This window comes from Burkholderia sp. COPS (genome assembly GCF_019425585.1).
GTDB classification, from domain to species: domain Bacteria; phylum Pseudomonadota; class Gammaproteobacteria; order Burkholderiales; family Burkholderiaceae; genus Burkholderia; species Burkholderia cepacia.
Genome location: NZ_WIXR01000019.1, coordinates 285,745 through 310,527 on the forward strand (window position 1 = coordinate 285,745; position 24,783 = coordinate 310,527).

The 24,783-nt window shown below is 67.2% G+C and carries 23 protein-coding genes; 11 read left to right on the forward strand and 12 right to left on the reverse strand.

Translation table 11 applies throughout. The features are described 5' to 3' along the window. Positions 1 to 165: 165 nt before the first annotated feature. The 8 genes from FOZ70_RS19680 to FOZ70_RS19715 form a co-directional block, all read right to left on the reverse strand. The gene (locus tag FOZ70_RS19680) at positions 166 to 2,406 is read right to left on the reverse strand and encodes a tetratricopeptide repeat protein (RefSeq protein WP_219706540.1); all 2,241 of its coding nucleotides are present in this window, start codon (positions 2,404 to 2,406) and stop codon (positions 166 to 168) included. Further along, positions 2,403 to 4,646 (reverse strand): tetratricopeptide repeat protein, encoded by a 2,244-nt coding sequence (locus tag FOZ70_RS19685; protein WP_219706541.1) that lies wholly within the window; start codon positions 4,644 to 4,646, stop codon positions 2,403 to 2,405. Before FOZ70_RS19685 ends, FOZ70_RS19680 begins: the two co-directional genes overlap by 4 nt. Positions 4,647 to 4,695: 49 nt before the next feature. After that, positions 4,696 to 6,918 (reverse strand): tetratricopeptide repeat protein, encoded by a 2,223-nt coding sequence (locus tag FOZ70_RS19690; RefSeq protein ID WP_219706542.1) that lies wholly within the window; start codon positions 6,916 to 6,918, stop codon positions 4,696 to 4,698. A 186-nt stretch (positions 6,919 to 7,104) separates the two neighbouring features. Further along, positions 7,105 to 7,767, reverse strand: a complete 663-nt coding sequence (locus FOZ70_RS19695; RefSeq protein WP_060277811.1) for a prepilin-type N-terminal cleavage/methylation domain-containing protein — start codon at positions 7,765 to 7,767, stop codon at positions 7,105 to 7,107. Further along, on the reverse strand, positions 7,751 to 8,182 hold the full coding sequence (gene gspI / locus FOZ70_RS19700) for a type II secretion system minor pseudopilin GspI (protein ID WP_042976664.1): 432 nt from the start codon (positions 8,180 to 8,182) through the stop codon (positions 7,751 to 7,753). The genes FOZ70_RS19695 and gspI overlap by 17 nt, the downstream gene beginning before the upstream one ends. Positions 8,183 to 8,510: 328 nt before the next feature. Beyond that, complete coding sequence (locus FOZ70_RS19705) at positions 8,511 to 8,717, reverse strand: hypothetical protein (RefSeq protein WP_021161906.1); 207 nt, start codon at positions 8,715 to 8,717, stop codon at positions 8,511 to 8,513. Positions 8,718 to 9,057: 340 nt separating this feature from the next. Then, positions 9,058 to 9,663 (reverse strand): alpha-ketoglutarate-dependent dioxygenase AlkB, encoded by a 606-nt coding sequence (locus FOZ70_RS19710; RefSeq protein ID WP_258025668.1) that lies wholly within the window; start codon positions 9,661 to 9,663, stop codon positions 9,058 to 9,060. Between the two features lie 161 nt (positions 9,664 to 9,824). Continuing rightward, the gene (locus tag FOZ70_RS19715) at positions 9,825 to 10,973 is read right to left on the reverse strand and encodes a metallophosphoesterase (protein WP_059497047.1); all 1,149 of its coding nucleotides are present in this window, start codon (positions 10,971 to 10,973) and stop codon (positions 9,825 to 9,827) included. A gap of 577 nt (positions 10,974 to 11,550) precedes the next feature. Between FOZ70_RS19715 and FOZ70_RS19720 the strand changes: the two genes are divergently transcribed. The 5 genes from FOZ70_RS19720 (at position 11,551) to FOZ70_RS19740 (ending at position 17,475) form a co-directional block, all read left to right on the forward strand. Further along, positions 11,551 to 11,844: a hypothetical protein gene (locus tag FOZ70_RS19720; protein ID WP_011354664.1), complete on the forward strand. Its 294-nt coding sequence runs from the start codon at positions 11,551 to 11,553 to the stop codon at positions 11,842 to 11,844. Next, on the forward strand, positions 11,841 to 12,890 hold the full coding sequence (gene mdtN, locus FOZ70_RS19725) for a multidrug transporter subunit MdtN (protein WP_219706544.1): 1,050 nt from the start codon (positions 11,841 to 11,843) through the stop codon (positions 12,888 to 12,890). The genes FOZ70_RS19720 and mdtN overlap by 4 nt, the downstream gene beginning before the upstream one ends. Further along, complete coding sequence (locus tag FOZ70_RS19730; protein ID WP_219706545.1) at positions 12,871 to 14,931, forward strand: FUSC family protein; 2,061 nt, start codon at positions 12,871 to 12,873, stop codon at positions 14,929 to 14,931. Before mdtN ends, FOZ70_RS19730 begins: the two co-directional genes overlap by 20 nt. Further along, complete coding sequence (locus tag FOZ70_RS19735; RefSeq protein WP_219706546.1) at positions 14,918 to 16,462, forward strand: TolC family protein; 1,545 nt, start codon at positions 14,918 to 14,920, stop codon at positions 16,460 to 16,462. The genes FOZ70_RS19730 and FOZ70_RS19735 overlap by 14 nt, the downstream gene beginning before the upstream one ends. Positions 16,463 to 16,767: 305 nt before the next feature. Further along, on the forward strand, positions 16,768 to 17,475 hold the full coding sequence (locus FOZ70_RS19740; protein ID WP_021162348.1) for an MgtC/SapB family protein: 708 nt from the start codon (positions 16,768 to 16,770) through the stop codon (positions 17,473 to 17,475). A 50-nt stretch (positions 17,476 to 17,525) separates the two neighbouring features. Here the strand turns inward: FOZ70_RS19740 and FOZ70_RS19745 are convergent, their stop codons facing one another. Then, complete coding sequence (locus FOZ70_RS19745; RefSeq protein ID WP_021162347.1) at positions 17,526 to 18,245, reverse strand: autoinducer binding domain-containing protein; 720 nt, start codon at positions 18,243 to 18,245, stop codon at positions 17,526 to 17,528. A gap of 73 nt (positions 18,246 to 18,318) precedes the next feature. Here FOZ70_RS19745 and FOZ70_RS19750 point away from each other — a divergent pair, with 73 nt between their 5' ends. The 4 genes from FOZ70_RS19750 (at position 18,319) to FOZ70_RS19765 (ending at position 21,040) form a co-directional block, all read left to right on the forward strand. Continuing rightward, positions 18,319 to 18,762 (forward strand): DUF4902 domain-containing protein, encoded by a 444-nt coding sequence (locus FOZ70_RS19750; protein ID WP_219706547.1) that lies wholly within the window; start codon positions 18,319 to 18,321, stop codon positions 18,760 to 18,762. Positions 18,763 to 18,972: 210 nt separating this feature from the next. Next, a complete protein-coding gene (locus FOZ70_RS19755; protein WP_042976961.1) occupies positions 18,973 to 19,581 on the forward strand; it encodes an acyl-homoserine-lactone synthase in 609 nt (202 codons plus the stop codon). A gap of 50 nt (positions 19,582 to 19,631) precedes the next feature. After that, a complete protein-coding gene (locus FOZ70_RS19760; protein ID WP_063778376.1) occupies positions 19,632 to 20,396 on the forward strand; it encodes a hypothetical protein in 765 nt (254 codons plus the stop codon). A 257-nt stretch (positions 20,397 to 20,653) separates the two neighbouring features. Further along, positions 20,654 to 21,040, forward strand: a complete 387-nt coding sequence (locus tag FOZ70_RS19765) for a VOC family protein (protein WP_048022665.1) — start codon at positions 20,654 to 20,656, stop codon at positions 21,038 to 21,040. Between the two features lie 21 nt (positions 21,041 to 21,061). Here FOZ70_RS19765 and FOZ70_RS19770 read toward each other — a convergent pair whose 3' ends face one another. The 3 genes from FOZ70_RS19770 to FOZ70_RS19780 all read right to left on the reverse strand — a co-directional run bounded on the left by FOZ70_RS19770 (position 21,062) and on the right by FOZ70_RS19780 (position 23,477). Then, positions 21,062 to 21,628, reverse strand: a complete 567-nt coding sequence (locus FOZ70_RS19770) for a GNAT family N-acetyltransferase (RefSeq protein ID WP_059677437.1) — start codon at positions 21,626 to 21,628, stop codon at positions 21,062 to 21,064. Positions 21,629 to 22,074: 446 nt separating this feature from the next. Beyond that, on the reverse strand, positions 22,075 to 23,166 hold the full coding sequence (locus tag FOZ70_RS19775; RefSeq protein WP_219706548.1) for a hypothetical protein: 1,092 nt from the start codon (positions 23,164 to 23,166) through the stop codon (positions 22,075 to 22,077). 8 nt (positions 23,167 to 23,174) lie between these two features. Next, a complete protein-coding gene (locus FOZ70_RS19780; RefSeq protein ID WP_219706549.1) occupies positions 23,175 to 23,477 on the reverse strand; it encodes a hypothetical protein in 303 nt (100 codons plus the stop codon). Between the two features lie 136 nt (positions 23,478 to 23,613). On the opposite strand from FOZ70_RS19780, the gene FOZ70_RS19785 reads away from it, so the two are divergent. Both FOZ70_RS19785 and FOZ70_RS19790 read left to right on the forward strand, forming a co-directional pair. After that, a complete protein-coding gene (locus FOZ70_RS19785) occupies positions 23,614 to 23,793 on the forward strand; it encodes a hypothetical protein (protein WP_244113294.1) in 180 nt (59 codons plus the stop codon). 604 nt (positions 23,794 to 24,397) lie between these two features. Further along, on the forward strand, positions 24,398 to 24,697 hold the full coding sequence (locus FOZ70_RS19790) for an AlpA family phage regulatory protein (RefSeq protein WP_244113295.1): 300 nt from the start codon (positions 24,398 to 24,400) through the stop codon (positions 24,695 to 24,697). Positions 24,698 to 24,783: the final 86 nt, after the last annotated feature.

The window sequence follows — 24,783 nt, forward strand, 5'->3', positions numbered from 1 at the left end:
GGCGCCAATCCGTTTTCGCGCTCGGTCGTTGCAACCGGGATCGACCCCGGCCACTGGAATCCCAAGAACATACGAAGGCCCGATGGCAGCCGCGTGGCGGGTGTTACGGACCATTCGGGCCGCTTGCCAAAGGTCCGTAGCTTTTGTCACAGTCGGCCGGGCCGGTCACGCGGTGTCGCGATGCGCAAGGATGCGGGCCGCGAGCGCCTGCGCCACGCGTTCGACCAGTGCCGGCCAGTCGCCGGGCAGCCCCTGCCGGAACAGCGTCGCGGACGGATACCACGGGCTGTCGTCGCGTTCGAGCAGCCAGCGCCAGTCCGGCACGCGCGGCAGCATCACCCACACGGGGCGTCCGAGCGCACCGGCCAGGTGCACGACCGACGTATCGACGGCGATCACCAGATCGAGCGTGTCGACGAGCGCGGCCGTTTCCGCGAAATCCTTCAGCTCGGCCTCGAACGACAGCACGCCGCTTGCCTCGAAAGCTTCGGCGTCACGCGGGCGCACGCCGACCTGCAGGCTCACGAACGTCGCATCGAGCGCGACGAGCGGCGCGAGCGCGGCGAACGTCATCGACCGGTTTTCGTCGTTCGCATGAGCCGGATTGCCCGACCACGCGAGCCCCACGCGCATTCGTCGCGGCGAAGCGGCCGCATCGAGCCGTTCGACCCATGCGGCGCGCCGTTGCGGGTCGGCATGCAGGTACGGCACGTCGGCCGGCACCGTGTCGAGCGTCGTGCGGAACGCGAACGGCAGGCTCATCAGCGGGCAATGCAAATCGAACGCCGGCGCAGGCTGTCCGTCGGCGACGACGCGGCTCACGCCGCGCAGCGTCCCGAGCAGGTCGGCCAGCGCGGCCGGCGCGTCGACCACCACGGTCGCGCCGCGCTCGTGCGCGAGGCTCGCGTAGCGGCAGAACTGCAGCGTGTCGCCGAATCCCTGCTCCGCATGCAGCAGCAGCGTGCGGCCGGCGAGCGGTTCGTCGCCAGTCCATTGCGGGCGGTCCGCGTGACGCCGATGCAGCGTCACGTCGGCGGCATCCCAGCGCGCTTCATGCTGCTGCCAGCCGGCGTCGAAGTCGCCCGTCAACAGACGGCAGAACGCCTCCGACCGGCGCGCGACGCCGTGATTCGGGTCGCGCCGGCTCGCCAGCGCGAAATCGGCAAGCGCGGCTTCATGGTCGCCGAGTTGCTGCCGTGCAACCGCGCGCGCGTAGATCTCCTGCGCCGTCCGGCCCGGCGCGCTGACGGCCGCCGCGTAACTCGCGAGCGCATCGTCGTAGCGGCCGAGCAGTTGCAGCGCGATCGCGCGATTGCACAGCACTTCCGCGTGCAGGCCGCATGCTTCGAGCGCACGGTCGTAATGCGCGAGCGCTTCGTCGAACGCACCGAGCGCCCGCAGCGCGCCGGCCCGGTTGCGCAGCGCGTCGAAATCCGCCGGTGCGCGCGCGAGGGCTTCGCCATATGCGTGTGCGGCTTCCTCGTGCCGCCGCAGCCCGAGCAGCGCGTTGCCGCGGCCGACCCACGCGCCGACGTTGTCGCGGTCGCGCGCCAGCAGCCGGTCGCTACGCTTCAGCAATTCGTCACGCAGATGCAGCAAGTCGAGCGCGACACAACTCACGAACAGCAGTTGCATGTCGTCCGGCATCCGCGCGAGCGCTTCGTCGAGACACGCCAGCGCTTCGGCCGGACGCCCCAGTTCGATCAGCGTATAGCCGCACGCGTAGACGAGATCGGGCGTCTTGCCGCGCACCACCATCGCAAGCCGAAAGCAATGCAGCGCCTCGTTGCCGCGGCCGAGCGCACGCAACGCATGGCCGCGCTCGGCGAGCGCCGCCGGGTCGTCCGGCGCGATCCGCAGCGCGCGCTCGATGCTGATCAGCGCGTCGGCGGGCCGGCCGAGCGCGCGCAATGCCTCGCCGCGCCGCACCCACGACACCGCGCGGCCCGGCTCGCGCGTCAGCGCAAGATCGTAGGCGCCGACCGCTTCGCCGTGCCGGCCGAGCGCATGCAGCGCGTCGCCACGCGCCGCGTAGGCCTGCGCATGGCCGGGATCGCGCTCGAGCGCCTGCGCAGCCGCGTTCACCGCTTCACGATGACGGCCCGTGCCGCTCAACGCCTGCGCATGATTCACGAAATTCCACGGGTGATTCAGCCCGGACTGCATCGATCGCGCGATCAGCGGCTCCGCGCGCACGGCGTCGCCAAGCTGAAGATGCACGAACCCGAGCAGATGCAGCGCCTCGACGTGATCGGGCATCATCGCCAGCACACCCTCGTAGAGCCGTCTCGCGCTCGCGTAGTCGCGTTGCTCGAGTCGTGCGCGCGCATTGCGCAGCGCATCGTCGACGGCGGCCCGCAGCGGCGCGGCACCCGCGCCGAACGCCGGTGCCTGCGCCGTGCTCATCGCGACGCTCCCGCCACCAGCGCCGGCAGCGCGTCGCGCAGCCGCTCGACGACGGGCGCCCACTGTCCGCCTTCCGGCTGGCGAAACAGTCGCGCACCCGGATACCACGGGCTGTCGTCGCGATCGAGCAGCCAGCGGAAGTCGGGCGTGTGCGGCAGCATCACCGCGAGCGGCCGGCCGAGCGCGCCCGCCAGGTGCGCGACCGACGTATCGACGCTGATCACCGCATCCATTGCCTCGGTCAGCGCGGCCGTTTCCGCGAAATCCGTCAGTTCGTCGCCGACGAAGCGGATCGGGCTCGCATCGAGCACCGGACGATCCTCGTCGCGGATCACCTTCTGCAAACTGATCCATTCGTAGCGTTCATCGAGCAGCGGCAACAGGTCGGCGAGCGTGATCGAGCGATTGCGGTCGTTCAGGTGCAGCGGATTGCCGGACCACACGAGGCCGATGCGCGGCCGGTCGCTCTCCCCCAGCCGAGCGCGCCAGTGCTCGACTCGTGCGGGATCGGCGCGCAGGTACGGCCCGCCCGCCGGAATCGACGACAGGTCGGTGCGGAATTCGAGCGGCAGGCTCAACAGCGGGCAATGCAGGTCGAACGGCGGCAGCGGGTCGCCGCGCGCGACGAGCACGTCGACGCCGTCGAGCGTCGCGAACAGCGCCTTCAGCTCGACCGGCGCCTCGACCACGACGCGCGCGCCGAGCGCCTTCACGAGCGGCACATAGCGGCAGAACTGCAACGTGTCGCCGAGCCCCTGCTCCGGATACAGCAGGATCGTCTGCCCGTCGAGCGGCATGCCGTGCGTCCAGCGCGGCTGCGCGAAATCGCGCCGGCTGCCGTCGAGCTGGCTGTCGCGCCAGCGCCATTCGTATTCGGCCCACCCGGCCTCGAAGTCGCCGATCGACAGGCACAGGAACGCGCGCATGCAGTGCGCCAGCGCATAGTCGGGGTCGATGTCGATCGCTTCCGCATACGCGTGCAGTGCGTCCTCGTGCCGCCGCAGCGCGCGCAACGCGCTGCCGCGATGGAAGTGCGCGAGCTTGTCGCGCGGCGTCGCGGCGATCACGCGGGCGAGATCGTCGAGCGCGTCGTCGTAGCGGTGCGTTTCGAGTCGGACACGCGCACGCGTGAACGATCCGGGCGCATAGTGCGGGTCGAGCGCCAGCGCGCGGTCGCACATCTCGTGTGCGTCGTCGTGACGCGCCACCCGCATCAGCGCGCTTGCATAGTTGCACAGCACGCCCGTGCTGCCCGGCTCGACTTCGAGCGCGCGCGCATAGCTGTCGACCGCATCCGCGAAGCGGCCCAGATGGCTCGCCGCATTGCCGCGATTGGCGAGCGAGCGCGCATGGCGCGGATCGATCGCAAGCGCACGGTCGCAACGCATCAACGCCTCTTCGTGTCGGCCGAGCTGTTCGAGCGCGACCGAGCTGTTGAAAATCGCATCGACGAACGTCGGGCTCGCCGCGATCGCCGCGTTGAAATCCGCCAGCGCATGTTCGGGGTCGTGCAGGTCGAGATACGCGACGCCGCGCAGAAACAGCGCATCGGCGCTACCCGGCCGCAGCGCGAGCGCGTGACCATAGCTGTCCGCTGCATCGCGGAAGCGGCCGAGATCACGCAGCGCAAGCCCGCGCGCGCGCATCGCGTCGAACGTGCGGCCCGCGAGTGCGATCGCACGATCGCAATCGGCGAGCGCATCGCCGGCGCGGCCGAGCGCGCGCAGCATGTCGCTGCGCTTCACGTAACCGTCGGCGAACCCGGGCGTCAGTTCGAGGAGGCGATCGTAGACCGCGCATGCTTCGTCGTATCGCGCGAGTTGCGCAAGCAGCCCGGCCCGCTGAAACAGCACGCGCTGATGCAGGGGATTGATCGCGAGCGCCTCGTCGAGCCGCGCGAGCGCATCGTGCTCGCGCCCGAGCCCGGCCAGCACCGCCGAGTAGTTCGCGAGCGCGAGCGGCACCGGCTGGCGCTCGACCGAGCGCCGCATCAGCGGCTCGGCATCGTCGAGGCGCCCCTGCTGGAACCGTACCGCGCCGAGCAGATGCAGTGCCTCCGGATGCTCGGGATCGAGCGCCAGCAACTCGGCATAGGCATGCTCCGCATGCTGCAGCGCGCCCTCATGATGCGCCTTGCGCGCGCGCAAGAGCAGCCGTTCGAGCTGCATGGTGTCGGGCGGGCGGCGATCCGGCGCGACCGGCGCGCTCGCAAGTGTCGTCCCTTCCCCGTTCGGTGTCATCGTGTGGCCCCCACTGGTCGCTGTTCGTATCGCGTATCGCGTGTCGTGTCTAACGTGTCATCGGTTCGAGCGCGGCACGCACCGCGTCGATCGCATCGGCCCAGTTGCCGGGTGCCGGCTGGCGAAACAGCCGCGCGGACGGATACCACGGGCTATCGTCGCGCCGGCGCATCCAGCACCACGCCGGCGGGTCGGGCAGCAGCACCCACACGCGCGCGCCCAGCGCCCCCGCCAGATGCGCGACCGCGGAATCGGCCGCGATCACGAGATCCAGCGCGCCGATCAGCGCGGCCCTGTCCGCGAAATCGCCGAGTTCGTCGTCGACGCGAGATACCGGCGCATCCGCCAGCCGCGCGGCGTCGCACTCATGCAGCGGTTGCTGCAGGCTGATCCAGTCGACGTTCAGATCGAACAGCGGCGCGAGTTGCGCGAAATCGATCGACCGGCCGGCGTCATCGGGTCGTGTCGACTCGCTCGCCCACGTGAGTCCGACGCGCAGCCTGCGCCGTTCGCCGAGCAGCGTGTCCCACTGGCGCGTTCGCTGCGGGTCCGCGTGCAGGTACGCGGCAGTATTGGGAATGGTGTCCGCTTCTGTGCGGAACACGTGCGGCAGGCTCGGCAGCGGCACATGGCAATCGAAGGCGGGCAGCGGCTCGCCACGCGCAATCACGCGGGCCGCACCGGTGAGCGACGCCATCAGCACGCGCAACGACGGCTGCACCTCGAGCACCACTTGTGCGCCGCGCGCCGCGACGAGCGGGACATAACGGCAGAACTGCAGCGTGTCGTCGATGCCCGGTTCCGCATGAATCAGGATCGTCTTGCCATCGAGCGGTTCGTCGCCACGCCACACGGGCTGCGTGAACGGCCGTGCATGGCGCGCGAGCCGCGGATCGCGTAACCGCCATTCGTAGCCACGCCAGCCGCGCGTGAAATCGCCTTCCGCCAGGTGCAGCGCTGCCCGCGCGCAATGTGCGGCGGCGAAGTCGGGTTGCAGCGCGAGCGCGCGATCGTAGGCGGTGAATGCTTCCTCGACCTTCCCCGTTTCGCCAAGCACGTTGCCGCGGGCCAGCCAGTTCGTCGCAAGATCGGGACGCAGCTCGAGCGCCCGATCGAGCGACGCGATCGCTTCTTCGTAACGACGCAGGTCACTCAGCACCGTGCCGCGGTTCGCCCACGCTTCAGCAAACCGCTCGTCGAGTGCCAGCGCGGCGTCATAGCTCGCGAGCGCCGCATCGAAGCGCTGCAGGTCACGCAGCACGGTGCCGCGATTGCACAGCGTGTCGGGCGAGCGCGGATCGATGACGAGCGACCGGTCATGGCTGTCGAGCGCATCGTCGTGGCGCCCGAGTTGCAGTAGCGCATTGCCCTGGCTCGCGAGCGCCCGAGCGTGATCCGGATCGAGCGCCAGCACACGTTCGCAACGCGCGAGCGCCTCGTCCGCACGGCCGAGCCGTTCGAGCACGGCCGCGCTGTCGCAGAGCGCGTCGAGCCGCGCGGGATCGGCCGCGAGTGCGTCGTTGAAGGCGGCAAGCGCTTCGTTGAGGCGGTCGAGCTCGGCAAGCGTACGGCCGCGCTCGGCCATGATCGCGACGATGCCCGGGCGGATCGCGTTCGCGCGATCGAAGCAATGCAGCGCATCGGCCGCGCGCCGCAACGCGCGCAGCACGAGGCCGCGGTTGAACCACGATTCGAACGATTGCGGATCGACCATCAGCGCGCGGTCGTAGGTGTCGAGCGCGTCGTCGAGGCGGCCGAGCGCGCGCAGCGCGCCGCCGCGATTGCAGAGCGCGTCGAGCACGAGCGGCGACACCGCCAGTGCACGGTCGAACGACGCAAGCGCGTCGTCGTAGCGGCGCAGGCCGATCAACGTGTTGCCGTGGCGCACGAGCGTCTGCACGTCGTCGGGCGCCGCGCGCAGCGCGTTCGCGAAATGGCCGAGCGCTTCGTCGACGCGGCCGCGCTCGCCGACGATCGCCCCGAGATCCGACAATGCGCGCACGTCGGGTGCGATCGCAACCGACTGGCGCAGCAGCGCTTCGGCCTGATCGGCCGCTCCGCGCTGGAATTGCAGCACGCCGTACAGATGCAGCGCCTGCGGATGATCGGGCTCCTTCGCGAGCACCGCGAGGTATTCCCGTGCCGCGTCGTCGAAGCGACCGGCGCCATGCCACTGCTGTGCGCGGCCCAGAATCGCCGCCGCTTGCCATTGCCCGCGCGCGTCGTGTCCCGACGCGCCCGCGTGTGCATCATGCCGGTGCTCGACCGTCACGTTCGCCCCCTTCCCGTTTGCCGACGCCGCCGCTGAACCGGCCGATGGAACCGGTCGCGGCGGTCATGCTCGTCACGAGACTAACGGACGGCCAATAACAGACGTATGACGAAAGTTACGGACCATTTTGTCCGGGGGACGGAACGGCTTTCGGGGCCTCGCCGCGTACGCCGGACGGCATCGCGCTTACTGTCCGATCGGGATCGTCCGCACGTATTCGACCGCCGGCGCGCCCATCGTGACCGAGAAGCGCACCCCGCGCGGCACCGGCACGCCGATCGACGTCGAGTTGCTGATGCCGTGCTGCGCGAGAAACTGCGCATAGGACTGTTCGATGTCAGCCTGGCTCGTCGTCCAGCCGCCGGGCGGGATCCATACGGATACCTGCATCGAGCGCGCATCGTTGCTGACCACGACGCGCGCGAGCGCATCCATGTGATGCAGCGCGTCGTCGACTTCGGCAAGCGACGCAAGCGGCTGCGACGCGCTGCGCACGAGTTCGCGCCCGTTGAGCTGGTAGCGCACGACCTGCATCTGCGTCGGTCCGCCGCCGACGCCGAGATGACGCACCATCACGAGTTCGCCCGGACGAATGCGCAGCGGCGGCCCGAACACTTCGTCGGGCGTGACGAGGTTCGTCAGGTCGAACTGCAGTTGAGAGAAGTAGCGGCCGAGCAGACGCGTTTGCGCCAGATTCGACGCGATATCGTCGCGGCCGCGGATCGTCGCATCGAGGCCGCGCCACGACAGCAGCGCGATCACGGCGAGCAGCGTGATCGCGACCAGCATCTCGATCAGCGTGAAGCCTCGGGCACGCGCCGTCGCGCGCGGGTTAGCGGCGCGCTTCATTCTGGATCACCGTGACGACCTCGGCGAGCACGTTGCGGCTCGACGCGGACGGATATACGCTCACGGTCACGCGCCGCACGAGCGGGCTCGGCATCGCGGCCACCGACTGGCGGCACACGAACCGGTAGCGGCCCTGCGGGCATGCAAACGTGTTCGTGCCGACGGACGGCCAGGTCGAGGCGATGCGGATCTCGCCGAGCGCGTTGTCGGCGCTCCATAACGCGAGCAGGCGCATCCGCGCCATGTCGGTATCCGACGCGAGCGCGCCGATCGCGCGCATTACGGCACCCAGCGCCACCGCGACGATCGCCAGCGCGATCAGCACCTCGATCAGCGTGAATCCCCGTTGCGGCGCCCGCGCCGTGCGCGATCCGCCGCGCGCATGGCGGTTGTAGTCGGTTCTGTCGTCGCACATGACCTGCATTCTTGTCGATGGATCGTCGTCCGGCGTCCGGTATGCCGATCGCGGCTCACAACCGCATCGCCGGCGCGACGGACGCCGTGCAGGGACGTTAAGCGCGGCGTATGGCACACGCGTGTCGAATGGTACGGACCATTTGGCGCGGGCAGCCCGGACGGACGGGCGCCCGGGCGCGCCGCCTCCGCTATCGCGCGACGGGCACGGCACGACGCGGCCCGGCGGGCGGGCAAACGGATGGAAAACGGGAAGCGATCGAAAGAAACACCCGGCAGCGGGTGGTGAGCGGTGAAGGCGATCCTCGGGCGGGATCGACGCGACGGCGTCAGGCGGTCACGGCGGCGTCATACGCGGCGCGGGCAAGCTGGCCGGCGGCATAAGCCTCGGCCTCGCCGCGAAAGCCTTCCCGGCTGAACGCAACGACTTTCACGCCAACGCCGGTCGCCCGCTTCACCGTCAGCGCCCATTGCCATCCGCCGTCTTGTTCAAAGACGTGCAGCGAGGGTTCGAAGGAAGGGTCGATTACGGTCACGCGTTTTACTCCTGCCCCCTTGCGCGCCGCATCGGCGACGCTCGGGGCATGTCGAAAGGGTCGCGCCGGGATACGACGCGCTTCTGCCATTCGACAGTCTAGTCAAGGATTGTTGCGACGCACCATCAGAGGTTTCACTCATCTATCGGTACCGGGCGGTCGATCGAATCTACCTGTAACCCATATGGGACGGGTCTCAGCGCCGATCGATCGCACACGGTTCGGTACTCATGCGGCAACGTGCCGCATGCTCGACCGCTTGCCTGCATCGGTCGCCCGTGGCTCGCAAAATCGGGGCGCGAATCGCCCGGCGATCCGGGCACCTCGGCGACGAGGATCGTTACCGGCCCGTACCCGCCGGCATCACGCGCCGGAACGTCAGGTTCACGCGCTCGCCCTGCACGCCCGGCGCCTTCGGCACGCGATGCTGCCATTCGGCCTGCGTGCGTCCGCGCATCACGAGCAGGCTGCCGTGCACGAGGCGATACGCATGCGTGACACCGGTCGCGCGATGGCGCAGGTCGAACACGCGCATCGCACCGAGGCTCACCGACGCGATCACCGGCGCATCGCCAAGCTCGGGCTCGTTGTCCGCGTGCCAGCCGAGGCTGTCGAGCCCGTTGCGGTAGCGATTGAGCAGCACGCTGTTGAAACGCGCGCCGCAGGTCACCTCGACCGCGCGCTTCAGGTCGAGCACGGCCTGCGTCCACGGCGCCGGCACGTTGCGGATCCCCGAATACACGTAGACGGCATCCGGCTCGCCCTGCCACGCGGTGAGCCGCGGCAACGGAATGCGTCCGCGCGGCGTGCGGATCGTGTCCTGACGCCACGCGACCTCGTCGATCAGCGCGGCCAGCGCGCGATCGGCATCGGGCGGCGCCAGCCAGTCCGGGTACCAGTCCACGTCGGGAGCGGGCGTGTCGGCAAAGAGATCGGGCGTCGACATGTCGGGAGGAACGGGCGATGAGCGGAGCGAACGGTGCATGCCTGCATACTAGCCAACGGCATCGCACGCCGCCATGCGCTGTCATTCGCAGACGAGGCAGGCTGCCGCCCGGCTCCCGCTGACGACGGGCGGGCGGCAGCCCCGCGAATGGTAACCGTGCGCTACCCGCCGCGCGTCAGCCGGATCAGCGTGATCTCGGACGGCACGCCGAAGCGGTTCGGCGGCCCCCAGTATCCGGTGCCGCGGCTCGTATACAGCCACAGATCGCCGAAGCGGCTCAGCCCGCCGATCACCGGCTGCTGCAGCCTCACGAACGGCGGCCACGGCAGGAACTGGCCGCCGTGCGTGTGCCCCGACAACTGCACGGTAAACCCCGCGCGGTTCGCCGCTTCCGCGCTGCGCGGCTGGTGCGCGAGCAGGATCTTCGTGGCCACCTCGCGCGGCGCACCTGCCAGCGCCTGCTCGGGATCGCTGCGATGGGCGGGATCGAAGCCGCCCGCCGTGAAATCGGTGACGCCCGCGAGCACCGCGTGCGCGCCGTCGTGGTCGATCAGCACGTGCTCGTTGAGCAGCACCGTCAGCCCGATGCGCCGGAATTCGTCGATCCACGCGTGCGCACCCGCGTAATACTCGTGGTTGCCCGTCACCAGGAAGCTGCCGTGCCGCGACTGCATGCGGCCGAGCGGCGCCGTGTGTTCGCGCAGGCGCTTGACCGAGCCGTCGACCACGTCGCCCGTCACGACGACGAGGTCGGCATCGAGCGCATTGACCGCGCGCACGATCCGTTCGACATAGGGCCGCTTGATCGTCGGCCCGACGTGGATGTCGGACAGTTGCACGATCGTCAGCCCGTCGAGCCCCGCCGGCAGCCCCTCGACGGGGATCGACACGCGCTTGACCGCCGCCGTGCGGCGCGCGCCGACGAACCCGACCACGGTAACGAACACCGCACCGGCCAGCACGCCGAGCGCCGTGCCGGTCGCCGCGCCTGGCCACGCGCCGTCGTGCCCGAGATGCCGCCATGCAAACACGCCGAGCAGCACGAATTCGCGGAGTAACGTCAGCAGGAGCAGCGACGAGAAGAAGCCCATCACGACCGAGCCGGCCCAGCCGGCCAGTGTCGCGGCCCAGCCTTCGTCGAAGCGGCGCGAGAACATGCCGACCGGGATCAGCACGACGAAGCTCGCCAGCACGAGCGCCGCGATCGTGCGCACGACCGGCGACGCGAACGCATCGGGAATGATCCGCATCCCGACGTACAGATGGAACAACACGCCGATTGCAATGAACCGGACAAAAAAACTTCGCATGGAACGTTCACCTTCGTTGCGATACGGCCTTGACGCTTCCGCGACGCGCGTTGCACGAGGCCGTGAGGCTTCGTTCCGCGCGCCGCGCCATGCGTACGATGGTACACAGATCGCGGCGGCGACGACCGGTCGCCGGGTTTGGCGTCGATGCCGTCCGGCACGGCGCGCGACCGCGCCCTCATCGGCCCGCCGGGCCGCCTGATTACCATGCGTTCAAACGACAATCGACCGCTTCCGCGCTGATTGCGCACCGATTCCGCTCTCCCGACATCGCAAATTCAGCCCGCTCCGTTCGTCTGACGATCCTTTACAGTTCGTTAGCAACCCTACGCGTGCCCGCACTGGCAGAATCGCGACGGCCCGGTCTGCGCTGCCCCCGGTTGCGAAAACGCGATGCCGGCCGTGCGGACCGGCCTCCCTGAACCGCCAACGCGCCGCGATGTTGCGCGGGACGGATGGCTGGCGATCCGCACCGCGCTGATTTATTATCGGCTCCGTATCCCGGAACCGTCGTCGCGGCGACGATCCGCATTGCGCCGCGCCCGGCATCCACCCCCACCGTCGAGCTCGTCACATCATGAGAAAAACAACGCCGCGCGCGCCCTTGCGCGTCGCCGCCGTCCTTGCGCCAGCCCTGCCGCTCGCGGGTTGCGCATCGCGCGGTGCACCGTCGTACGTCCTGTTCGGCGCATATTTCCCGCTTTGGCTCGTCAGCGCGATCGTCGGCGTGATCGGTGCGATCGTCGCGCACCGCGTATTCGTCGCGACCGGCTGGGCCGCCACGGTGCCCTACCAGCTTGCCGTCTGCACCGCGATCGGGCTCGTGGTCGCCGTGATCGTGTGGCTCACCGGCACGGGGCCGTTCGCATGAAGGCCGCCGGCACCGCCCGCCCCTCCGTCAAAGGCCGCGTGATCGCCCTCGCGATCGTCGCGCTCGGCATCGCCGCACTCGCATACGCGTACCTCCGCACGACCGCCTACCCGTCCACCGACGACGCGTCGATCGACGCGGACGTCGTGCACGTCGCGTCGCCGGTCGGCGGCCGCATCGTGCAGCTCGCGGTGCATGAAAACCAGCGCGTCGCGAAGGGCGACCTGCTGTACGTGATCGATCCCGTGCCGTACCGGCTGACGGTTGCACAGGCGCAGGCCGACCTCGAGCTCGCGCGCGCGTCGCTCGACACGCGCCGCCGTTCGCTGATCGGCGAGCGCTCGAACGCGGCCGTGGCCGCCGAGCAGGTCAAGCGCGCGACGCAGAACCACGATCTCGCGACGCGCGACGTGAACCGGCTCGCACCGCTCGCCGCGCAGGGCTACGTCAGCGCGCAGCAGTTCGACCAGGCGAAGGTTCGCCAGCGCGACGCGGCCGTGTCGCTCACGCAGGCACAGGAACAGCAGCGCGCGTCCGCGCAGACGATCGGCGACGAAGCCGACGCGATCGCGACGCTGCATGCGCGCGAGGCCGCGCTGGCGCGCGCGCAGCATGCGCTCGAAGACACCGTCGTGCGCGCGCCGCACGACGGGATCGTGACGGGCCTGACCGTTCTCGCCGGCGAAACCCTCGCGCCGAACCAGTCGATCTTCACGCTGATCGACGCGCGCGAATGGTTCGCGGTCGGCAATTTCCGCGAGACGGCGCTGAGCCGCATCGCGGTCGGCGACTGCGCGACCGTCTATTCGATGATCGACCGCAGCCGCCCGCTGACGGGCAAGGTCGTCGGCATCGGCGCGGGCATCGCCGACAGCGCGCGCATCAACCTGCCGCGCTCGCTGCCGATCGTGCAGAACTCGGTGAACTGGGTGCACGTCGCGCAGCGCTTCCCGGTGCGCGTGAAGCTCGACGAACCCGACGGCACGCTCGTGCGCGTCGGCGCCAGCGCGATCGTCGAGGTCCGGCATGGCACTGCCTGCCGCTGAGGTTCGCTCGCCGGGCCCGCGCGAAGTCCTGCGGCTGCTCGCACCGTTTCCGGGGCGCGCGTCGATTGCCGCGCGGGTCGCACTGATCTGCGCGCTGACCGCGTTCGTGACGGCCGCATACGGCACGCCCGAAGCCGCCCTGTCCGCGTACGTCGTGTTCTTCATGATCCGTGCCGACCGCGTGACGAGCGTCGTGCTCGCGGCCGCGCTGCTGCTGATCGTCACGATCGTGATCGGGCTCGTGCTCGGCATCGCGATCTTCAGCATCGACTATTCGATCCTGCGGGTCGCGTGCATGGCCGTGCTGTCGGTCGCCCTCCTGTACCTGACTTCCGCCAGCAAGCTGCGCCCGGTGGGCGCGATCCTCGCGATGATCGTCGGCTTCGGGCTCGACCAGCTCGGCCTCGCGCCGTTCGGCGAAGCCGCGACGCGCGCGCTGCTGTACATCTGGCTGACGATCGCGATCCCGGCCGGTGTCGCGATCGTCGTCAACCTGCTGATCGCGCCGTCGCCGCGCAAGCTCGCGCACGCGCAGCTCGCGAAGCGCCTGCGGCTCGCCGCGCAACGGCTGCGCGGCGACGATGCGGCACGCGACGCATTCGATGCCGGCCTTCATGAAGGCGACAAGCAGCTGCTCACATGGCTCAAGTTGTCGACGCTCGAAGGCTCGTCGTCCGCCGCCGACTTCGCGGCGTTGCGGCAGGCCGTGGCATCGAGCACCGCGCTGCTCGTCGGTGTCGCGCTGGCCGATCGCGAACCGGGCGCGCGGCTGCCCGACTCATACGCCACCCCGATCGCCGCGACGCTCGACGAGATGGCCGACATCCTCGACCAGGGCGGCTACCCCGTCGACGTGACGCTCACGCTGCCGCCGGCCGACACATTGCCGCCGCTCGCGCGCGTCGCCGTCACGGATATCCATGCGGCGATCACGCGCTTCGCGGAACCGGTCGCAGCGGCCGAAGCGGCGACGGATGCCCCGGCTGCTGCGGCCAACACGCCGGCGGCCGCGCCCGGAACGCCTGCCGCCGCGCCGCCCGCACCGCGCAACAGCTTCTTCCTGCCCGACGCGCGCACCAATCCCGACCACATCCGCTACGCACTGAAGACAACCGCCGCGGCGATCTTCTGCTACCTGCTGTATTCGCAGCTCGACTGGTCGGGCATCCATACGTGCGTCGTCACCTGCTACATCGTGTCGCTCGGCTCGACGGCCGAGACGGTCGAGAAGCTCACGCTGCGGATTCTCGGCTGCATCGTCGGCGCGCTGCTCGGCACCGCCGCGCTCGTGTTCGTCGTGCCGTCGCTGTCGTCGGTCGGCCATCTGATGGCGCTGGTGTTCGCCGGCGGCTGGCTCGCCGCGTGGGTCGCATTCGGCTCGCCGCGCATCGCATACGCGGGCTTCCAGATCGCGTTCGCGTTTTTCCTGTGCGTGATCCAGGGCGCGGGCCCCGGTTTCGACCTGACGATCGCGCGCGACCGCACGATCGGCATCCTGCTAGGCAACGTCGTCGTGTATCTCGTGTTCACGCGCATCTGGCCCGTCAGCATCGGCAAGCAGATCGACGCCGGGCTCGCCGCGCTGACGGACCAGTGGCGGCGCGTCGCACAGGTCGCGCAGCCGGCCGAGCGGCGCGCGCTCGCGGCCGACGCGTTCGCCCGCCACGGCGCGATCGCGCAGGCGCTCGGGCTGGTTCACTACGAACCGTCGTGGGTGCGTCCGGCCGCCACGTGGCTCGCCACACGGCGGCGCGCGCTCGCGGAACTCGGCGCGCTCGAAGGCCCGCTGTTCCTGCTCGCCGAACGCAAGCCCGGCGACGCGGCGATCGCCGCGCAGCTCGCGCGCGTGACCGACCCGCGCGACGACGAAGCCGCGCGTCATGCGGATTCGCCCGCGCCGCCGGCCACCGCGCCGGGCCTCGCCCCTGCCGACCCTGCGCGCGACGCGCTGCTGAACCTGATCGACACGCGGCTCGCACACATCGCCGACGCCGCCCGTCAAGCCACACCGAAGGAGCCTGCCCCCCATGCGCTTACCTGAACCGCCGGCCGCCTCGATCGCCGCCGCCGCCCTCGCGACCGCCGTCGTGCTGGCCGGCTGCGCGACGTCGTCGATCGATCTGGCGCCGGAGGCGTCCGACCGCCCATGGCAGCCGCAAACGTCGGCTGCCGGCGACATCGTGCCGGGCCCGCCGCGCGCGTCCGCGCAAGGTTCGCACGACTACACGCTGCCCGCGTCGCCCGCGCTCGCGTCCGTCTCGCCGCCGGCTGCGCTCGATGCCGCGCACGCGTACACGCTGCCCGAACTGATCGATCTCGCCGAATCGGCGAACCCGCTGACCCGCATCGCCTGGAACGACGCGCGCAACGCGGCGCTCGCGGTCGGCCTGGCCAAGGCCGCCTACCTGCCGAGGTTGTCGGCGACGGCCATGGGCGCATACCAGGCAAACCACGGCTCGACGTCGACGATCCTCGGCGACTCGTCGAGCGACACCACCGTTCACGGCACGATCTCGGCGCTGTCGCTGCAATGGCTGCTGTTCGATTTCGGCGGCCGCGCGGCGCGCGTCGAGGCGGCCGAGCAGGCGTCGATCGCGTCGAACGTCGCGTTCACGGCCGTGCACCAGCAGGTGATCCACGACGTGACCGTCGCGTACTACCGCTACGAAGCCGCACGCTCGCGCGCCCTCAGCGCGCAGCAGGGCCTCGCGAACGCGGACGCGATCCTCGCGGCCTCCCGCGCGCGGCTCAAGCACGGCGTCGGCACGGTCGTCGAGCTCGCACAGGCGACGCAGAACCGCGCGCAGGCCAACCTCGCGCTCGTGCAGGCGAACGGCGCGGAGAGCGACAGCTATCTCGCCCTCGTCTCCGCGCTCGGCATCTCGCCGCTGTCGAAGCCGACCATCGCCGCGCTGCCGAAGCGGCCGCTGCCGCCCGGACTCGGCTCGTCGGTCGACGCGATCGTGTCGGACGCAATTGCGCGCCGCCCCGACCTGCAGGGCGCGTTCGCGCTTGAAAAAGCCAATCGCGCGAAGATCAAGGCCGCGGAAGCCGCGTTCATGCCGAAGATCTTCCTGTCCGCGTCGACGTCGTATGCGAGCGGCGGCACGTCCATCTCCGCGCTGCCCGCGATCGGCGACCAGTCACCGACCGTCAACCTGAACGGCAGCCGCTACGGCGGCGGCGTGTTCCTCGGCGTGACGATCCCGCTGTACGACGGCGGCATGCGCTCGGCCGTGCTGATGCAGGCGCGCAACGACGCTGAAAGCGCGTCCGCGCGACTCACGCGGACGAAGGAGGAAGCCGTCCGCCAGGTCGTCGCCGCGCAGAACGCGGTGCAGACGAGCCTTGCGTCGCACGACGCCGCGAAGGCGCTCGTCGATGCCGCGCAGACGAGCTACGACGCGGCGCTGACCGCGTACCGGAGCGGCGTCGGTTCGGTCACCGATGCGACGATCGCGCAAAGCCAGTTGCTCGCCGCGCGCAACGCGGAGGTCGACAGCTATGCCGGTGCGCTGTCCGCTGCCGCCGCGCTCGCGCTCGCAACGGGGACGATCGGCTCGGCGCAGTAGCACGACCGCCGCGAGGCGGTTGACGCATGCGCGCGCCGCCCACTAGAATGCCGGCGATTCTTCCTTCAGGAACCATCGTGGACAGTTGCAGCACTCCGTTGCGTGCGCCGCTTGCCGCCTGAACGCCTGTCCGACGCAGTTCTCCTGCCCGGCTCGCGTTCCGCGAGCCGCACGCCTACCGTTTCACACTGAATGACGCATTCGCGCGGTACAGTACCGCGCGATGACGGCTATCGTCGTGTCGCCTTCGGCCTTGCGCCGCAGCGGCACGGGACGGCACGCGCTTCTTGCACGGCAGGACAACCATGACTTTCGATTTCGCACTCCGCCTTTTCACCGCGTTCGCCTGCGGCGTCGCCATCGGCCTCGAGCGCCAGATGCGCCAGCGCACGGCCGGCCTGCGCACGATCACGCTCGTCGCGAGCGGCGCGTGCCTGTTCGTCACGCTCGGCGTGCTGACCGGCAACGGCGTCGCGGGCGTCACGCAGATCGCCGCATACGTCGTGTCGGGCGTCGGCTTTCTCGGCGGCGGCGTGATCATGCGCGACAAGGGCTCGATCCAGGGCATCAACACGGCCGCGACCCTGTGGTGCTCGGCCGCCGTCGGCGTACTGGCCGGCTCCGGTCATTACGTGCCCGCGCTTGCCGGCACGGGCGTCGTACTCCTCACCAACACGGTGCTGCGCGGCGTCAGCCAGGCGATCAACGCAACCCCGGTGTCGAACGCCGATCTCGTGCGCGAATACCAGATCACCGTGATCTGCCTGACCGCCGACGAAGTGCACATCCGCACGCTGCTGTCGAACTCGATGTACGCGAAGCCGCTGTCGTTCCAGAGCCTCACGAGCGAGGACGTGCCCGACCAGCCGGATCGGCTGAAGGTGACCGCGACACTGAAGCTGCATCCGAAGGATCAGCAGAAGCTCGAGCAGATCGCGAGCCGGATGAGCATGGAGAAGAGCATTTCCAGCGTGAGCTGGACCGCGAAGGAAGCGGAGCCGATGATGGAGTGAGCGGCCTGGCGGCAGCGGCATTTCGCGCTGCCGGTCGCCCTCGTTTGAGGTCAGGGTGCCTCGATCAGCCCGGCCGAGATTGCCTTGACGACCGCCTGGACCTTGTTCGTCGCACCCAGTTTCTCGAGGATGTTGTTGACATGGAAGTTGACCGTTCGCTCCGAGATGCTGAGGATCTGGCCGATTTCGCACGCGGTCTTGCCCTCGGCCGTCCAGCACAACACCTCGCGCTCGCGCGCGGTCAGCGTGACGCCCGCCGCCGGCGACAGCTTCGGCACCATGAAGCGGCTCATCAGCGAATGCGACAGGTTCGCGAGCCAGTTCGTCTGGAGCGTCAGCATGTTGATTTCGGCCGGCGTCAGGCGGTCCGCATGGCGTGCGATGCTCAGCAGGCCGAACGCGCCGCGGGCCGCCCAGCTCGATTGCGCGACGCCCACCGACAGCCCGAAATCACGCGCGTCCTGCCACAGCGGGCACGGTGCGATCTGGTCGACGTCCGGCCAGACGATCATGTTGGTGCTGAGCGCGCCGTCGCGAACCGTCGAATCGATCTCGATGTAGTTGTGCGCCTGATAGTGCGCCATCCAGCCGTCGGGATAGGTATCGAAGATGGCTACCGACGGCTTCGATACCGGCAGCGGCACGCGAATGCCATAACAGCAGTATTCGAATCCCAGCCGTTTGGAATAGGCGGCGATCCGCTGGAAGAGCTGCTGCTCGTCTTCCGCGGCACTGAATTGTTGATAGGCATCCTGCCAGCGCAGTTCCATTCATTCTCCGACAACGTCACGCTGTCATACTTGTCAGGTTCCAGCACCCGTTCGACGCTGATACATTCCGCGCATGACTTCACCTTTGCTGCACCCGGTCCCCGGCCCGTCCCCGGACGGCTACGTACGCCTGTCAGAAAGCGCACTGGCCGTGCTTGCGCTCGACCATGTCGCAAGCGGCCTCGACGCGTCGCTGCATGCGGAACTGCGCGACAGCGCAATCGACGCACGCCTCGCCGGTTATACCGAATGGCATCGCCCGGCCAGCGCCGGCGTCGCTTACGTGACGGTCGGCTGGGACTGGTACCTCGAACGCGCGACGGGCACGTTCGTGATCGCGGGCGGCGACGTCCGCAGCAACGTGATGGCCGTCGACGCTACGGGTGCCGACATCGGCATGCTCCGCACGGCCGCCGCGCTTGCCGCGCGGCTCGCGCGCATCGACTGGCCCGCAGCGGTCGCGTCAGCCCTGCTCGGGCACAACGACGCCTATCATGCCGGTCCGACGCTCCAGTGACAACTGGCCCCGCATTCCTCTGACAATTTACGCAGTGCTGGCGCTCTTTATAAGCAAAAGCGGCACGGTTTTCAATCCCGTTGATCAAGAAACCGTTACCACGTCCTGATCGGCATCATTCCACCGTCACCCTGTAAGAGTTACCAGTTACAGCCCCCTCGTGCGGCGCGATGTAATGCGCACATACAAAAGCACAGATCCGAGGACACCATGCGGACCTTCGTTCACGAGGAAGGGCGGTTGCCACACGAACTTGCAGCGGATCTAGGGCGCTATCGGCGCCGTGTGTTCGTCGAACAGCTCGGTTGGGCGCTCCCGTCGGCGAACGAAAGCTTCGAGCGCGACCAGTTCGATCGCGACGATACCGTCTACGTGTTTGCGCGAAACGCCAGCGGCGACATGTGCGGATGTGCGCGCCTGCTGCCGACGACGCGCCCGTATCTGCTGAAGTCGCTGTTCGCCGACCTGATCGCCGAAGACATGCCGCTGCCGCAATCGGCCGCTGTCTGGGAGTTGTCCCGGTTCGCGGCGACCGACGACGAAGGCGGGCCGGGCAATGCCGAATGGGCCGTGCGCCCGATGCTCGCGGCCGTCGTCGAGTGCGCGGCGCAGCTCGGCGCGCGGCAGCTGATCGGCGTGACGTTCGCGAGCATGGAGCGGCTGTTCCGCCGGATCGGCATACACGCGCACCGCGCAGGCCCGCCGAAGCAGGTGGATGGGCGTCTGGTGGTCGCGTGCTGGATCGACATCGATCCGCAAACGTTTGCCGCACTAGGAATCGAGCCGGGGCAGGCCGCCCGGCAAGCCATCGCCGCCTGACCCGGAACGCGCGTTCCTGCCGGGCGGCATCGTAACGAAGGAGAATCAACGTGGACCAGTCTCAGGTCTTTCGCGCGATGATGCCCGGGTTGACGAGCGCCGGCGGCGCCCGCATTACGGTCGCCTACCCGTCGTTTCCACGGCCGCTGCCGCTCGTGCGGCTCGACCGTCGCGGCCTTGTGTTCCGTGCCGCCGGCGCGGCGCCGCTGGTCTGCGGGCTGCCGCGTGCGGCGACGTTGCTGGTCGCGGACGAGCCGCTCTGCTCGCTGCGCCTCGTGATCCGCGACATCGCCCCGGCCGGCGAAGGCCGGCATGACCTGACGATGCAGCCGTCCGGCGCCGCCGGTGACGAATTGCTGTGGCATGCGCTGCGCGATCGCGAGCCCTACCGCCGGCTTCAGCACCCGCTCGCCCCTGTCGACACGTCCATCGCCACCGACGGCGAACCGCACGCACCGGCCGGTGAAGCCGGGCCGCGTCCATCGCGCAGCGCGGCCTTCCGGCTGCCGTGCCACAGCGACGCGCTGTTCTTTGCCGACTGGCTCGAATATCACTTCGACGAATTGCGCGCGCTGTCGCAACAGCACGGGCCGCAACTGCAGCTCAATCAGCTCGAGCGACAAGTCGCCGACGACGAGGTCGGCGTGCGCTTCCTCTACGACATCGACGGGCATGCGACACGCCACGCGCTGACCGACTGCGCACGCGAGGCCTGTGCATGGATCGAGACCGAGATGCGCGACAAGTTCGCGTTGCCGGTCGCGCAGGAGCGATTCAGCGCGTTTGCGGCGCACGCGCGGGCCGGCGGTATGTGAACGCAGCGCAACATGAAGTTGTATTGATACAACTAGGGCTTGCCATGACTCGGGTTTTCCCTTAAATTCATGTCTGTCTCCTCCATGTCTCCAAACATGGATTCAGCCCGCTCAATGTAGCGGGCTTTTTCTTGCCTGCTCGAATTGCGGGGCCATACCACCGCCCTCCTTCATCGATTGCCTGCCCGGGCATTCCGGCGCGCCACGAACCGGATCGATTATCATCGGCGGGTCTGCCACGCTCCCCCGAGGCCATCTTGCACGCCCATCTGCGCATTGCCCGCCCGGTCAGCAACCTCGCCCGAACCGAGCGCATGTATCGCGACGCTCTCGACCTGTCCGTTCTCGCACGCTTTGAGGATCACGACGGCTTTTCCGGCGTGATGCTCGGACGCGAGGGCCTCGACTATCACTTCGAATTCACGCACTGCCCCGACCATCCGATCGCGCCGTCGCCGACGCCGGAAGACCTGATCGTGTTCTACCTGCCCGATCGGCCGGAATGGGAAGCCGCCTGCGCACGCGCCACGGCGCACGGCTTCATGCCCGTGACCTCGTTCAATCCGTACTGGGAAATATCCGGCCAGACCTTCGAGGACGCCGACGGCTACCGGATCGTGCTGCAGAACGGTACGTGGCGCTGACGGGCGAATCCGCGTGAGTCGTTATGCGCCGGCCAGGCCGGCGGCGCGCGCGGCATACACGACGTGCCGACGCAGCGCGTGCCCTTCCGGCAACGCGGGATGGTCGAAATCGCGCGCGGGCTGACGCTGCATGCCGAGCCGCTGCATCACGTGCTGCGATCGTAGATTGGTGTCGGCGGTCCACGCGAGAATCTCGCCGAGCCCGATCCGCTCGAACCCGTCGGCCAACGCGGCAGCAGCCGCTTCGGCGACGTAGCCATGCCCCCATGCGTGGCGAGCCTGCCGCCACATGATCTCGACGCACGGCGCCATCGGGTGCGTTGCGCGCACCTCGTGCGACAGGCCGCACACCCCGATCAACATCCCGTCGGCGCGGCGCTCGACCGCCCACGGGCCGAAACCGTACGCATCGAAATGCGCGTTGAAGCGCGCGATGACGTCGCTCGCCTCGTCAACGGACATCGGGCCGCGCGCGAGCCACGCGGTCACGTCCGGATCCGCATGCAGCGCCGACAGCGCGCCCGCATCCACCGGCTGCCAGCGACGCAGCGTCAGACGCGCGGTTTCGATTTTCGACGGTGTGGACATGGGGAACAGGATCGTTCAGGCGGCGTGACAGGAGGGTCGTCACCGACCCGAAGGCAGCGCGGACGAAGGGGGAATCGCGATCGTCGCGTCCGCCGGCGACGATCACGGGAACTGATGACGAGAAACGGGCGCCGGCAGCACCCGTGGGGATTACTCGTTTTCTTCGAAGTAATGCTGACATCTTATCGGTCAGGGACAAAACAGCATACCTACGCCAAAACTTACGCCGATCTCAACGGGCAGAACACGTTTCAATCAAATAGGCGGGACGATTCGGCAGTTTTTCTTGAGATTTCAATTGGTTGGACGCACATTTCGGCAGAAATTACCCGCCAGAGTGTGCATCTTGCCGCCATAAGAATCAAGCACTTACCTATGTGTTCTGAACAGTGGCGTTAGATCCGCTGGCTCGTAGCAGTGGCAGTCGGATGATGGGTCTTATCGATCTACAACCGCATCGGTTTCGGTGCGGCCGCGATTTCGAAAACATCTTGCCCCAGCCTGAGCCAGTCATCAAAGTTTGTCGATGACTTCGCTCGCTTATATGTTGCATGGGGTCCGTCGTCCCCCAAAACCTTTCGAACATGGTTCGCAATATTCTCGCCCAGCGCGGGAACCACGCTACACTGACACTTCTCTTCTTTCGCGGCCGAACATTCCCCTTCACCATTACACTTCGATTGCCTAATCGTCGGAAGTTTATCTATTACCTTATTCCAGTAAAATCTAGCCCGACTCTTTTCAGCGTGAGAAAAAACATTTCTTAAACTGGTGCCATATTTAAGATCAGCGTACAACGACGGCTCATCCCCAATTAATTTCATTCCGTCCAACCAGGCATCGCAATGCTTCGCATTGTTCTTTTCGGCAGCCTCGATAATCAGCTTAAATAGAATGACGTTCTCAATCTCCCTGCCCACTGGCGCGCAATGGTAAGCAACCCACTTCGCATCTGCCAATGTCTTTTCGCACTTAGATCCATTTTCCCCCAAGTTCGCACCAGGGTAAAGGCGATCGCTATCTGTCACGCATAGGCAAAATTCCCTCTCCTGCTCGACTACTCGCCCAAGCTCCTTGTATATTCCCGCGCCATTCCCGTTTCTGGGTGTAATCTTGATCTGAATTCCGGATATTTTCTCGTGCACCTGGTAGTGCCGAGCGGCGTGAGTGTACATATCCGCATCGTCGGAATTTTCCGCCAACAAAATACTTTCCGACAACCCCTTGTTTGCAATTAGAGTCACAGGGATAATCCAGCGCATTTTCGATACACGCGTTAATTCGCCCGCAACGGAAACGGTCACTCTAAATCTGAACGACTTCAACCTTTCAGCGATAAAAGCATACTCACCCCTCAAAGACTGAAATACGCCACGCGCATGCTCACTCAAGCTTGCATCATCACAAAGCCTGAAAATCACCGATCGTTTAGCAAGCACGTAATGCTCACCCCGCCTCACTGACAGGGCGATGGTTTCCAAGCCAACAAGTGCCGCTTTGTTAACAGAGAAATCTATCTCTTCAAATTCGTCATCCAAAAATATAATCATTCCGTACGCCCCGTCGAAAAGAAGCCGTACGGCCAATTCGTCAAAACACCGTCCCCATCAAATTCAGAAATCCGTATTTCCATTTCGCCATCAACGGATTTTTGATCGAACATAACAACCTGCACATCATCTCGCGAGACCTTTTTTTCTGCAATCAGCTCCCCAAGCCTATTAATCAAGCTAGAGCTATGAGTCTCAGCAATCACTCGAATTCGCGTCTTTCCGTTATGAATCTCTGGATCGCCGGTCGCGGCAGCAACAAACAAGTCCGCAAGCTGCTCCTGGAATGCTGGATGCAAATGGAGCTCGGGGATAAAAAAATATGCGTGTCATCGAGTCGAGCCGCGTGGCTGCTCACGCCGGGGCCGTTGACGGGAAGGAAACGCGCGCTGCGCCGAGTTGCGAGCACTATGGCGCGAGTACACCGACCTTCAGGTGCGCTGGCTCATCCTCGACATACTTGCTCTTCGAAAATCGCTGGACAGGGTTCAGGAGTGGTTCGACTACGTCGACAAGAACATCCCCGACCGCGGTGAACTGAGCGGCGAAACTGGAAAATTTCAGGAGCTGCGCCATCTTCTCAGGAAGGAAAAGGGACGCGCCGGTATGATGTGATTGGTCACGCTGCATCAGCGACGCTAGTTCGAGCATGGGCTCAAATCAACCGCTCTCAAATTTCGAGATAGGTCTTTCATGCATTCTGCTATCGTCCGCCCCACCTCTCAACCGAAGTGAAACGATCATATGATCTGGACGATCAGCTACTCTGTCATTCCCTCTTTCGAGAGCTCGTACTCCTACTTCCTTCGGCGCACGAAAAAAGTCGGGGCGGAGGCAGAGCTCTTCTTCCAAGAAGGCGGCTTGGGACTCGATTTCGATGTATCTCCGCCATTCTGGAAGGAATCGAACAGGGACACCCCTCGTAACGCGACTACACCTCAGCCGCTCCATGTGCCTGTACAAGCGGCAGACGATATCTATGACCGGATCCAAGAGCTTCGACTACCACCGCTCCCGCCGTTCGCCATAGGATGCGACGGCGTTACTTACGAGCTAGACTTGACCGCCGGATTCAACATGACGCGACTGCGGTGGTGGGGAAACATACCGGAACAGTGGGGGGCACTTCGAGACGTGATTCGAATGATTGAAGTGCTAAACCCCAAGATCTAACGGTCGGAGGCTCTGACCTAGAACCGCTACATACGATCGACGATCAGTGCGCAATCGTCAGTGCGTCGTAGTCGCGCTCACACTGCTGGCCGGCGATGCGGGCGCGGTCAGTCGTCTATCGGAAGCGACCGTCCAGAAACTGGTACGCGAAAGAAAATTTCCGAAGCCGCGCCTTCTTTCCGACCGCCGGGTGGCATGGCTGACGCGCGAGATTGAAGCCTGGGCAGAAGCATGCCCGGAATCGGATCTCGCGCCTCCTCCCAATACCGGCCATAGTAACCGGCGCCGCAAGTTCACTTGCGCAAGCCAAGACCCGAACTCTAGGTCAGCATCAGATCACATCTGAGTGACATCGCCGCCACCTCTTCAAGGGCCGTCATCGACCCGGAGCGGCCCATCGGGAATATCGTGCGACCGGCTCGAATCACACAT

Bases quoted from the DNA above. Each gene is read 5' to 3' on its own strand.
- FOZ70_RS19680 (WP_219706540.1), bottom strand. From the start codon at position 2,406: ATGAGCACGGCGCAGGCACCGGCGTTCGGCGCGGGTGCCGCGCCGCTG.
- FOZ70_RS19685 (WP_219706541.1), bottom strand. From the start codon at position 4,646: ATGACACCGAACGGGGAAGGGACGACACTTGCGAGCGCGCCGGTCGCG.
- FOZ70_RS19695 (WP_060277811.1), bottom strand. From the start codon at position 7,767: ATGAAGCGCGCCGCTAACCCGCGCGCGACGGCGCGTGCCCGAGGCTTC.
- gspI (WP_042976664.1), bottom strand. From the start codon at position 8,182: ATGTGCGACGACAGAACCGACTACAACCGCCATGCGCGCGGCGGATCG.
- FOZ70_RS19710 (WP_258025668.1), bottom strand. From the start codon at position 9,663: ATGTCGACGCCCGATCTCTTTGCCGACACGCCCGCTCCCGACGTGGAC.
- FOZ70_RS19715 (WP_059497047.1), bottom strand. From the start codon at position 10,973: ATGCGAAGTTTTTTTGTCCGGTTCATTGCAATCGGCGTGTTGTTCCAT.
- FOZ70_RS19720 (WP_011354664.1), top strand. From the start codon at position 11,551: ATGAGAAAAACAACGCCGCGCGCGCCCTTGCGCGTCGCCGCCGTCCTT.
- mdtN (WP_219706544.1), top strand. From the start codon at position 11,841: ATGAAGGCCGCCGGCACCGCCCGCCCCTCCGTCAAAGGCCGCGTGATC.
- FOZ70_RS19730 (WP_219706545.1), top strand. From the start codon at position 12,871: ATGGCACTGCCTGCCGCTGAGGTTCGCTCGCCGGGCCCGCGCGAAGTC.
- FOZ70_RS19735 (WP_219706546.1), top strand. From the start codon at position 14,918: ATGCGCTTACCTGAACCGCCGGCCGCCTCGATCGCCGCCGCCGCCCTC.
- FOZ70_RS19740 (WP_021162348.1), top strand. From the start codon at position 16,768: ATGACTTTCGATTTCGCACTCCGCCTTTTCACCGCGTTCGCCTGCGGC.
- FOZ70_RS19745 (WP_021162347.1), bottom strand. From the start codon at position 18,245: ATGGAACTGCGCTGGCAGGATGCCTATCAACAATTCAGTGCCGCGGAA.
- FOZ70_RS19750 (WP_219706547.1), top strand. From the start codon at position 18,319: ATGACTTCACCTTTGCTGCACCCGGTCCCCGGCCCGTCCCCGGACGGC.
- FOZ70_RS19755 (WP_042976961.1), top strand. From the start codon at position 18,973: ATGCGGACCTTCGTTCACGAGGAAGGGCGGTTGCCACACGAACTTGCA.
- FOZ70_RS19770 (WP_059677437.1), bottom strand. From the start codon at position 21,628: ATGTCCACACCGTCGAAAATCGAAACCGCGCGTCTGACGCTGCGTCGC.